The sequence below is a fragment of the Desulfobacterales bacterium genome (assembly GCA_021647905.1).
Lineage (GTDB): Bacteria > Desulfobacterota > Desulfobulbia > Desulfobulbales > BM004 > JAKITW01.
In genome coordinates this window covers 1-9694 of record JAKITW010000091.1, presented here as the reverse complement: position 1 = coordinate 9694, position 9694 = coordinate 1, and the positions used below count along the sequence as shown (strand labels likewise).

Below are 9694 nucleotides of genomic sequence, written 5' to 3'. Positions count from 1 at the left end.
GACCTGATGTCAAGCGCTTTTCATCGCCGATCAGTCTCGAAAAAAATCAGCTGTCAAGCCCTGCGAAGACGCGACAACCTATTATCTTCTGAGCACCTTGTCAATAAGATTCTTTGAGATTTTTGCCCGGGCGGCCGCCTGTTTTTCTAATGTGTCGGAACAGGGTTATAATTTCCCGGTCAGCAACCCGGTGAGCCGGGTGTCCTTTTTTTCAAGAAAGGCGAGGTCGGCCCGGCCGAGAAGGGCGGGGCGGGCCTTAAGCAGCAGTTCAACGGCCAGTCTGCCGCCGTGCTCGGTGATTCCGGTGCAGTGGTTATGGCGGGCCGTTTTTTGTTTTCCGTTGCTGAAATCCTGGATCAGTATCCGGCAACAGGTTGAACCCTGTTTTGTTTGAAAGGCATTGTGCAGGTTTTTGATCAGGGCCCGGAATTTTTTCTTATTAAGCCCGTTCGGAGCGGCAGGACCCAAGAAAAGGCCAAGCCCCATGACCGCGCCGGACAGGGCGCCGCAGACACAGCCGGCATCGCCCATGCCGCCGCAGAAACCAGCGCCGAGATTGCGGGCCGTGTCAAAGTCCAGGCCGCCGTTAAAACCGTTGTTTAAGACCAGCAGGACCGCCTCGGAACAGCAAAGCCGACGGGCTGTAAACAGATTGGCGGCCCGCCGGCCGGCAAGATGAGCGATTTCCTCGATGGTGTGCTCTTGGGGAAGGGGCATTACTGTTCTTGCTCTCCCGGCCGGGTTTCCTTGTTAAAGACAAGGGTGTCCCCGGCCGGGTCCGCATCCACCAGGATCCGGTCGCCCTCGGCAAAGGCGCCTTCCAGGAGGCGCATGGCCAGGGCGTCCAGGATGTATCGCTGGATGGCCCGCTTGAGCGGCCGGGCGCCAAAGGCCGGATCATACCCCTTGGTGATGATGTATTCCCGGGCCGCGTCGGTGAGCCTGAGGGTGAACTTTTTCTCGGCCAGCCGCCTGGTCAGGAGTTCGATCTGGATATCCACGATCCGGATCAGGTCTGCACGGCTCAGACTATGGAAGATGATGATCTCATCGATCCGGTTCAGGAATTCCGGCTTGAACTGGCGGTGGAGAATCTCCTGCATCCGGTTCTCCAGCTCGACCCGGTTTCCCTCGCCGAGATCGGAGATCATCTGGCTGCCCAGGTTGGAGGTCATGATCAGGATGGTGTTCTTGAAATCCACGGTCCTCCCCTGACCATCGGTCATCCGCCCGTCGTCCAGGATCTGGAGCAGGACGTTGAAGACATCGGAATGGGCCTTTTCGATCTCGTCAAAGAGGATTACCGAATAGGGCCGCCGCCGGACCGCTTCGGTGAGGTAGCCGCCCTCATCATAGCCCACATAGCCGGGAGGGGCGCCGATCAGCCGGGCCACCGAATGTTTTTCCATGAACTCCGACATGTCGATCCGGACCATGGCCGATTCGGTGTCAAAGAGAAACCCGGCCAGGGTCCTGGCCAACTCGGTCTTGCCGACCCCGGTGGGTCCGAGGAAGATGAAGGAGCCCAGGGGGCGGTTCGGGTCCTGCAGCCCGGCCCGGGCCCGGCGCACGGCATTGGCCACCGCGGTGATCGCCTCGGCCTGGCCCACCACCCGGCGGGCGAGGTGCTCCTCGGCATGGACCAGCTTCTCCTTTTCCCCGGTCAGGAGGTTGGCCACCGGGATGCCGGTCCATTTGGCGACCACCGCGGCCACATCTTCCTCCGAGACCTCTTCCTTGAGCATTTTTTTGTCTTTCTGGACCTCGGCCAGCCGCTCGTTTTCCTGGGCCAGTTTTTTTTCCAGTTCCACGATCCGGCCGTAGCGGATCTCCGCCACCCGGCTCAGATCGCCGACGCGCTGGGCCTGCTGCTCCTCAATCCCGGCCTGCTCTATCTCGCCCTTGATCTGCCTTATCTTCTGGATAATATCGCGCTCCAGGGTCCAGTGAGCCCGCATGCTCTGCAGCTCCTCGTTGATATCGGCCAGTTCCTGTTCCAGCTTGGCCAACCGCTCGCGGGAGACCTTGTCTTTTTCCTTTTTCAGGGCCTCCCGTTCGATCTCCAGCTTGATCCGCTTACGGTCCACCTCGTCGATCTCGGTGGGCATGGAATCGATCTCGATCCTGAGCCGTGATGCCGCCTCGTCGATCAGGTCAATGGCCTTGTCCGGCAGAAACCGGTCGGTGATATAGCGGTTCGACAGGGTGGCCGCGGCCACGGTGGCGCCGTCGGTGATCCGGACCCCGTGATGAACCTCATACTTTTCTTTTATTCCGCGGAGGATGGCAATGGTATCGTCCAGCGAAGGTTCCTGGACCAGCACCTGCTGGAAGCGGCGCTCCAGGGCTGCATCCTTTTCAATATATTTCCGGTACTCGTCCAGGGTGGTGGCGCCGACGCAGTGCAACTCGCCGCGGGCCAGGGCCGGCTTGAGCATGTTGGAGGCGTCCATGGACCCTTCGGCCGCGCCGGCGCCGACCAGGGTGTGGATCTCATCGATAAAGAGGATGATTTCGCCTTCCCGTTTCTGCACCTCTTTCAGAACCGCTTTCAGACGGTCTTCGAATTCGCCCCGGTACTTGGCGCCGGCGATCAACGCGCCCAAGTCCAGGGCCAGCACCTGCTTGTTTTTAAGGGTGTCCGGGATATCGCCGTTAACGATCCGCTGGGCCAGCCCCTCGACAATGGCGGTCTTGCCCACCCCGGGTTCGCCGATCAGCACCGGGTTGTTCTTGGTCCGTCGTGACAGCACCTGAATCACCCGTCTCACCTCGTCGTCCCGGCCGATCACCGGGTCCAGTTTTCCCTGCTTGGCGATATCGGTGAGGTTGCGCGCGTATTTTTCCAGGGCCTGGTATTTTTCTTCCGGGTTCTGGTCAATGACCCGCTGGTTGCCGCGGATGTCGACCAGGGCCTTTAAAAAATTATCCCGGCTGACTCCCCGGGACTGCAACATGGCAACGACCGGAGAATCCTTGGCCAGCAGGGCCAGGAAGAGATGTTCCTGGCTGACATAGTCATCCTGCATCTCCCGGGCGGTCCTGAACGCCTGGTCCAGTGTCTGCTTGAGCTGCTGCGAGGCGTACACCTGGCCGAACCCGCTGCCGCTGACCCTGGGGAGAGCGTCAAGCAGGGCCACCGCTTCGTTGTGCAGCCCGGTCGGATCGACGCCCATCTTGCGCAGGGCCGGAACCACCACCCCCTCGCTTTGTTCGAGCAGGGCGGCGAGCAGATGTTCGGGCCTGATCTCCTGGTTGCCGCGGGATTCGGCCAGTTGTTGCGCCGCCTGGATGGTCTCCTGGGATTTAATGGTGAATTTATCGAATTGCATTCTTGTTTCCTCCGGTATATCTCGCTGTATTTGCTACAGATTGAATCTGCTTTTGGGAAACGGTAAGCGTGCCGGACCTATCTGTCAAGCAAGGAGAGTCCTACCCCTGGGCCGGATATAACCTCGGAACATAAAAAAACCCGGCGGTTTCCCGCCGGGTTCCAAAAAGAAATCTTGCGAACGATTCTACCCGCAACTGGTGCCGCAGGAACCGCTGCTGCAGGAACTGCCCTTGTTAATGGGGTTTTGCGAGCTGATCGAAAACCCGGGCCGCATCCCGGTGGTGACAAAGTCGATTTTGATGGTGCCGGTGGTGACGATCAGTTCCTTGTCCACCACAAAGGTCAACCCGTCCTGATCAAATGTCTCATCGTTTTCTTTTGACTCATCCAGAGCCAGTCCCAGGGAGGGGCCGGCTCAGCCACCGCCCATGATCGCCACCCGCAGGGATGAGCTGATATTGTGCTCATCCATGTAGGCCTTCAGATTTTTGGTGGCTGTTTCCGTTACTTCAAGCATGGTTTTCTCCTTCGCGCAGAATATTCATCATCATGCCCTGCCGCCTTTTTAAACTATGCAGCGCCGGCCTGCCCGACGGCAGGGTGTAAATATCGCGGCTAAAAAAAAGGGGGATTGAGCAAAGCCATTATCAGGTGAGTTATTATCGTATAATCGTAAGAAGCCTCTCACGAGAAGTCAATAGGGGAGTTGGGAATCAGTATTCCCGGTGGAGTGAGAACCCATGATTATGGATTGTTACGGTTCCTTGTTCGCTCCTGCGGGAGAAAAGAATAATAACCGTTCACCGGGGGTACGGATTTACGGTAATCTCATGCCCGTAAGCGTTTACCAGTGGCTTAGATTCGTTCATTCGGGACTGCGAAGCATACTGGTGCTATTCGAGCAGGCCAGGTAAGCGAGGCACGAGACTCCGAAATGGGCGAAGATGAGGTGCTGGTGAACGCTTACAAAGAATAATGCTGTTGCGGGGACAATCCGCTATGTTATGCTGGCCGGAGCATTGGTTGAGCCGGTTGCTGACAGGTATGGGCGCCGGGAATCAGATATTAGAACTGGATCGAGGTCATGAGAAAAATTGTTATTTCCACTGGCGGCGGGGATGCCCCGGGTTTGAACGCGGTGATCTACTCCGTGGTTAAGGCCGCCACCCTGCGGGACTGGGAGGTGTACGGCAGCCGGAGCGGTTACAAGGGATTGCTGGACCTGGACGAACTGGTCCGGCTGACACCGGAGAAAGTGGAAGGGATTATCAACACCGGCGGCACCATTCTCGGCTCCACCAATAAAGGCAATCCCTTTTCCATGCCAGTGGAGAATCTTGCCGGGGAGCTGCTTATCCGGGATGTCTCCGACCGGGTAATGAAGAATTTTCAGCGGATGGGGTTTTACTGCCATATCGCGGTGGGCGGCGACGGCAGTCTGGAGATTGCCCACCGCTTTGCCCAGAAAGGGATGCCGGTCATCGGCGTGCCCAAGACCATTGATAATGATCTGGAAGCCACGGTCATGACCTTTGGCTTTGACACCGCTGTTTCCACTGCCACCGAGGCCCTGGACAAACTGCATTCAACCGCCAAGTCCCACGACCGGGTGATGGTGGTGGAGGTGATGGGCCGTGAGGCGGGCTGGATCGCCTTGAACTCCGGGATCTCCGGAGACGCCGATGTGATTCTCATTCCAGAGATCACCTTTGATATCGCCAAGGTCTGCGAGAAGATCAACGACAATGAACTCCACAACAAGGATTATGCCATTGTGGTGGTGGCCGAGGGGGCCCGGTGCGGGGAATGCGGACAGATCTGCAAGGAAGGCGAGGTGGGCCGGCAGGAGGTGCTGCTGGGCGGGATCGGTGAGTGGGTGGCGGCCGAGATCCGCAAACGTACCGGCAAGGATACCCGGTCCCTGGTGCTGGGCCACCTGCAGCGGGGCGGCTCGCCGACCACCTTTGACCGGCTGCTGGCCCTGCGTTTCGGCGCCGCCGCGGTGCGGCTGGCCGAGGCCGGCACCTTTGACCACATGGTGGCCCTGGCATCGCCGGGGATGACCGCGGTTCCCCTGGCCGAGGCGGTAGAGTCACGCAAGCAGGTCCCCCTGGATTGCGATAAGGTACTCACCGCCCGGGAGATCGGGATCTGTTTCGGCGATTGAATCAACCGTATGGCCAACACCGTCAGTGACATCTATCAGGCCCTTTTCGACCGGTTCGGCCCCCAGCACTGGTGGCCGGGCGAGACTCCCTTCGAGGTGATGGTCGGCGCGGTACTCACCCAGAACACCAACTGGACCAATGTCAGCCGGGCCATTGCCACGCTTAAGCAAGAGGGGTTGCTCTCCCTTGAGATCCTGCATGCGATGCCCGCGGTAACCCTTGCCGACAAGATCAGACCGGCCGGCTATTACAACCTTAAGGCGGCCCGGCTCAAGAATCTGCTCGATTTTATTGTTTCCCAGTACCCGGACGGGCTGGATGGCTTTTTTGCCCTGGAAACGAATGTCCTCAGGGGGCAGTTGCTGAAGGTCAAGGGCATCGGCCCGGAGACCGCGGACTCCATCATCCTCTATGCGGCCGGAAAACCGGTCTTTGTGGTGGACGCCTATACCCATCGCATCCTTTCCCGTCACGCCTTGATCGGCGAGGAGGAGGGCTATGATGCGATCCAGGAGTTTTTCATGGATTCCCTGCCCAAGGATGTTCGATTGTTCAACGAGTATCATGCCCTCCTGGTCCGGCTCGGCAAGGAGTGTTGCAAGAAGAACCGGCCGCTATGCAAGGGATGCCCCCTGGAGGGTTTTTAAGAATGGACGGCTCACGGCCCGAAAAAAGGCGATGAGCGCTGATGATGGAGGGAGCGGATAAAAAAAGGGCCTGGCTGGGCTGGTGTCTCTACGATTGGGCCAACAGTGGTTTTGCCACCATCTGCCTGGCCGCGGTACTGCCGGTTTATTTTCTTTCCCTGGTCCCAGAGGGCGGGGCGATCATCTCCCTGCCCGGTTTTTCCTTTACCAAACCGGCGGCCGCCCTGTGGGGCTATGCGGTCTCCTGCTCCATGCTGATCGTTGCCCTGGGCGCGCCCTGGCTCGGTGCCATGGCTGATCGCCGGGGGAACCACCGATGGTTTCTTTTTTTGTTCTGTCTGCTCGGCTCCGTTGCCACCGCCCTCCTGGCCACTGCCGGCCATGGCGGGTATCTGTTGGCCGCGGGTCTGTTTATTGTCGCTAATATCAGTTTTGCCGGCGGCAATGTCTTTTATAATGCCTATCTGCCAGCCCTGGCCGATCAGGGGGAAATGGACCGTCTCTCGGCCCGGGGTTTCGCAACAGGCTATGTGGGCGGCGGGTTGGCGCTTTTACTGGTCTTCGGCATCATTCTGAAATTTAAATTTTTTGGGTTAGTCGACCAGGGCCAGGCCACCCGCTTCGGTTTTCTGCTCACCGGGCTGTGGTGGCTCTTTTTCGGCCTGCCGGCCATCCGCCTGCTGCCGGCCGGCGCCACCGACAGGCCGGCCGGCCGTTATTCCGGGACGGCCGGCTACCTGAAGACCTTTGCCGAGATCGCGGCCCGGCGCGACCTGCTCCTCTTCCTGATCGCCTTCCTCTTTTATAACGACGGGATCCAGACGATCATCGTGGTGGCCTCGATCTTTGCCAGGGAGGAACTGCGGATGAGCCAGGGGGCGATCCTCGGCTGTTATCTGATGATTCAGTTCGTGGCCATGCCCGGCACCCTTCTGTTCGGCCGCCTTGCCGAGCGGGTCGGGGCCAAACGCACCATCCATATCGCCCTTGTTCTCTTTGTGGCTGTCACCGGGTATGCCTATTTCATGGCCAGGCCGTGGGAGTTCTGGCTGCTCGGCTTTGGCGTGGCCCTTATCCTGGGCGGCAGCCAGGCGGTCAGCCGCTCCCTGTTCAGCTCCCTGCTGCCGGCTGACAAGGGTGCTGAGTTTTTCGGTTTTTATGCCATTACCGCCAAGTTCGCCTCAATCATGGGCCCCTTGCTCTTTGCCTTGATCGTTGATCTCACCGGTTCGGTCAGGCTCTCCATCCTGGCCCTGACCATTTTTTTTATTATCGGCATGATCCTCCTGGCCGGGGTCGATGTGGAGCGGGGCCGGGCCCAGGCCCGGGCAGGATGATCATGAAGACGCGCTTTTTCGATCCGCCCCGGCCCCGCCTGTTCGGCCACCGGGGCGGCAGTTGTTTTCCGGAGAACACCATGCCCGCGTTCCGGGACGCGGTCAGGGCCGGCCTGATCTACCTGGAACTGGATGTCTGGAACAGTAAAGACGGGATGGTCATGGTCCACCATGACCGGACCATGGAGCGTATCTGCGGTCAACAGGGGGATATAACCGGGCTGAGCCTGGCGGAAATCAAGGAACTGGATGCGGGCGCCACCTTTAGCCAGGATCAGGGGCGCACCTTCCCTTTACGCGGCCAGGGGATTACCGTCCCCACCCTGGCCGAGGTGCTTTCCGGACTGCCCCGGGTTTTTGTGAATATTGAGATCAAACCGGATAACCCGGAGGTTGCGGAGATGGTTTTAAAGACCGTGCAGGAGAATGGAGCCGCGGACCGGGTGCTGCTGGCCTCGGCCGAGGCCGGCAATCTGGCCCGCATCCGGCGGCTGCTGCCGGAGATGATAACCAGCTTCAGCTTCAACGAGGTGGAGGAGTTCTATGGTCGGCTCCGGGCCGGCGACTGGTCCGGTTATCTCCCGCCGGGCGAGGCCCTGCAGATTCCACCGGATTACCAGGGAATGGACCTGGTGACCGCCGATGCGGTCCGGGCCGCGCACCGGCTGGGGGTGGAGATGCATGTCTGGACCGTCAATGACCCGGCTGAGATGACCCGGCTGCTCATGCTCGGGGTGGACGGTCTGATGAGCGACGAGCCCCGGGTCCTGGCGGACACGGCCCGGACAGTGGCATAGAACCGTCTTTTTTTTATCCGCCGTGCCAGTGCCGGATCAGGGGATCACCACAAAGCGTTTCCCTTTCGAATCCCACCGGTAGCCCGAGCCCGACCAGATCTCATCGATCAGATCCCAGTCATAGCCTATCTTGTCCAGGGCATCGTACCGGTCGTAGGCCTCCAGGATCTCCGCGTCGCTGATTATCCCGTCCCGGTCTGTGTCGGCCCAATGGAAATCCGCGATGACAAGGGTGGTTGCCCCGGTGATGGCAGTGGGGTTGCCTGATTTTTTCAAGGTGATCGTGCCGGAGAATTCAAGCCGGGCAGCGGTAACCTCCGGGGCGATACGCACCAGCAGGACATAGGTGAGTCCCTGGCCCTGGCTGCGGGATATCCACTTGGCCGTGGCGGTGGTCCGGCTGTGGACGGTTGCCGGTGGCGCACTTTTGACCAGGGTACAGCCCAAGGGCAGGGATTCCTTGAGCAGTACCGAATAAGGGATCGGTCGGTCGCTGGTCACCTGGATGATCAACGGAAATGTCCGACCGGCCGGAGAATGGGCCGGCATGGTCCGGACCGCTGTAATCCGGGGCGCAACCGGCCGGCCGGGCCACCACCAGAAAAGAAGCAGGCCAAGGGCGAGGGCCGCTGCCGGGAGCAGGACCCTGCTCAGCGGAATATGGCGTTTTTTGGGTAAGGGCCCGGCCGGCGGCGCGGTTGCCGGTTCCCCGGCCCCTCTGTTTTCAGCCTGGTCCGGGGGGGGATCCTCGGGCCCCTGGAGGATTGCGGCAAGATCCACTTCCAGGGCCTGGGCCAGTTTGCCGGCATTATCGAACTTGATCGACGGATAGCGGCGGTTTTCCCAGCGGGAGATGGTCTCGGTGGTTACGCCCACGGCAGTGGCCAGGTAGAGCTGGGTCAGCCCCTTACGTTCGCGGAGTTGCCTGACCCGGGCGCCGTTGATCTGGACCATGGTGGTCGGGCCGGGGAAGAGATCGTCCATGGGTGGGTTTCCTGGGGGTTAGGGCCGTTGGCCTCTACTTCGCACGGTCAACAAGCTAACAAAATTAAGCGGTCCGCAAAAGTTCTTTTTCGCGCCTTTTTTTTGTTTGTCTCGTGCCCAGCTTAATCTTTTCAAAGGGATACGACCTGATGTCAGGTTGATTTCACGTAAGGTTTCGGTAACCCCCGTACGTTTGAGGTTGGACTGGGAAAGGGGTTTTCTTATACCGAACGGTGTAGCGGACCCTGAGCCGCGGCCGTGACGGCAAAAGCGGAATTTGAAACAACTTCGGCATGATATACTTATGGCTTCCGAATCACCGTTGCGGCGAAGCGAGTTCCTGCTTGATAGCCTGTTTATGAACAGCCAGCCCTTCTCAATGGAGCGGCCGTTGGTAGAAGAAGACCCCTTTCCCGACAGGAGGGGG

The 9694-nt window shown here is 59.6% G+C and carries 10 protein-coding genes; 5 read left to right on the top strand and 5 right to left on the bottom strand.

Annotated features, from left to right (window positions below; translation table 11 throughout):
- Positions 1 to 165 precede the first annotated feature (165 nt).
- The 4 genes from L3J03_11430 to L3J03_11415 all read right to left on the bottom strand — a co-directional run bounded on the left by L3J03_11430 (position 166) and on the right by L3J03_11415 (position 3851).
- Positions 166 to 717 carry a C-GCAxxG-C-C family protein gene (locus L3J03_11430; protein ID MCF6291590.1) on the bottom strand — a complete coding sequence of 184 codons (552 nt, stop codon included), beginning with the start codon at positions 715 to 717 and terminating at the stop codon, positions 166 to 168.
- Positions 717 to 3332, bottom strand: a complete 2616-nt coding sequence (gene clpB, locus L3J03_11425; protein ID MCF6291589.1) for an ATP-dependent chaperone ClpB — start codon at positions 3330 to 3332, stop codon at positions 717 to 719. The genes L3J03_11430 and clpB overlap by 1 nt, the downstream gene beginning before the upstream one ends.
- Before the next feature lie 186 nt (positions 3333 to 3518).
- Positions 3519 to 3680: a hypothetical protein gene (locus tag L3J03_11420; GenBank protein ID MCF6291588.1), complete on the bottom strand. Its 162-nt coding sequence runs from the start codon at positions 3678 to 3680 to the stop codon at positions 3519 to 3521.
- 69 nt (positions 3681 to 3749) lie between these two features.
- Positions 3750 to 3851 (bottom strand): Fe-S cluster assembly protein HesB, encoded by a 102-nt coding sequence (locus L3J03_11415; protein MCF6291587.1) that lies wholly within the window; start codon positions 3849 to 3851, stop codon positions 3750 to 3752.
- A 223-nt stretch (positions 3852 to 4074) separates the two neighbouring features.
- Here L3J03_11415 and L3J03_11410 point away from each other — a divergent pair, with 223 nt between their 5' ends.
- The 5 genes from L3J03_11410 (at position 4075) to L3J03_11390 (ending at position 8283) form a co-directional block, all read left to right on the top strand.
- On the top strand, positions 4075 to 4248 hold the full coding sequence (locus L3J03_11410) for a hypothetical protein (GenBank protein MCF6291586.1): 174 nt from the start codon (positions 4075 to 4077) through the stop codon (positions 4246 to 4248).
- A 170-nt stretch (positions 4249 to 4418) separates the two neighbouring features.
- Positions 4419 to 5501, top strand: a complete 1083-nt coding sequence (locus tag L3J03_11405) for an ATP-dependent 6-phosphofructokinase (protein ID MCF6291585.1) — start codon at positions 4419 to 4421, stop codon at positions 5499 to 5501.
- A gap of 9 nt (positions 5502 to 5510) precedes the next feature.
- Positions 5511 to 6149 (top strand): endonuclease III domain-containing protein, encoded by a 639-nt coding sequence (locus L3J03_11400; protein MCF6291584.1) that lies wholly within the window; start codon positions 5511 to 5513, stop codon positions 6147 to 6149.
- A gap of 41 nt (positions 6150 to 6190) precedes the next feature.
- Positions 6191 to 7486, top strand: a complete 1296-nt coding sequence (locus L3J03_11395; protein ID MCF6291583.1) for an MFS transporter — start codon at positions 6191 to 6193, stop codon at positions 7484 to 7486.
- Between the two features lie 2 nt (positions 7487 to 7488).
- Complete coding sequence (locus L3J03_11390) at positions 7489 to 8283, top strand: glycerophosphodiester phosphodiesterase (protein ID MCF6291582.1); 795 nt, start codon at positions 7489 to 7491, stop codon at positions 8281 to 8283.
- A 36-nt stretch (positions 8284 to 8319) separates the two neighbouring features.
- Here the strand turns inward: L3J03_11390 and L3J03_11385 are convergent, their stop codons facing one another.
- The gene (locus tag L3J03_11385) at positions 8320 to 9267 is read right to left on the bottom strand and encodes a helix-turn-helix domain-containing protein (GenBank protein MCF6291581.1); all 948 of its coding nucleotides are present in this window, start codon (positions 9265 to 9267) and stop codon (positions 8320 to 8322) included.
- Between the last annotated feature and the right edge of the window lie 427 nt (positions 9268 to 9694).

What these genes read in the sequence shown, in the direction of transcription:
- L3J03_11430 (MCF6291590.1), bottom strand. Translation starts at nt 717, where the DNA reads ATGCCCCTTCCCCAAGAGCACACCATCGAGGAAATCGCTCATCTTGCC.
- clpB (MCF6291589.1), bottom strand. Translation starts at nt 3,332, where the DNA reads ATGCAATTCGATAAATTCACCATTAAATCCCAGGAGACCATCCAGGCG.
- L3J03_11415 (MCF6291587.1), bottom strand. Translation starts at nt 3,851, where the DNA reads ATGCTTGAAGTAACGGAAACAGCCACCAAAAATCTGAAGGCCTACATG.
- L3J03_11410 (MCF6291586.1), top strand. Translation starts at nt 4,075, where the DNA reads ATGATTATGGATTGTTACGGTTCCTTGTTCGCTCCTGCGGGAGAAAAG.
- L3J03_11405 (MCF6291585.1), top strand. Translation starts at nt 4,419, where the DNA reads ATGAGAAAAATTGTTATTTCCACTGGCGGCGGGGATGCCCCGGGTTTG.
- L3J03_11400 (MCF6291584.1), top strand. Translation starts at nt 5,511, where the DNA reads ATGGCCAACACCGTCAGTGACATCTATCAGGCCCTTTTCGACCGGTTC.
- L3J03_11395 (MCF6291583.1), top strand. Translation starts at nt 6,191, where the DNA reads ATGATGGAGGGAGCGGATAAAAAAAGGGCCTGGCTGGGCTGGTGTCTC.
- L3J03_11390 (MCF6291582.1), top strand. Translation starts at nt 7,489, where the DNA reads ATGAAGACGCGCTTTTTCGATCCGCCCCGGCCCCGCCTGTTCGGCCAC.
- L3J03_11385 (MCF6291581.1), bottom strand. Translation starts at nt 9,267, where the DNA reads ATGGACGATCTCTTCCCCGGCCCGACCACCATGGTCCAGATCAACGGC.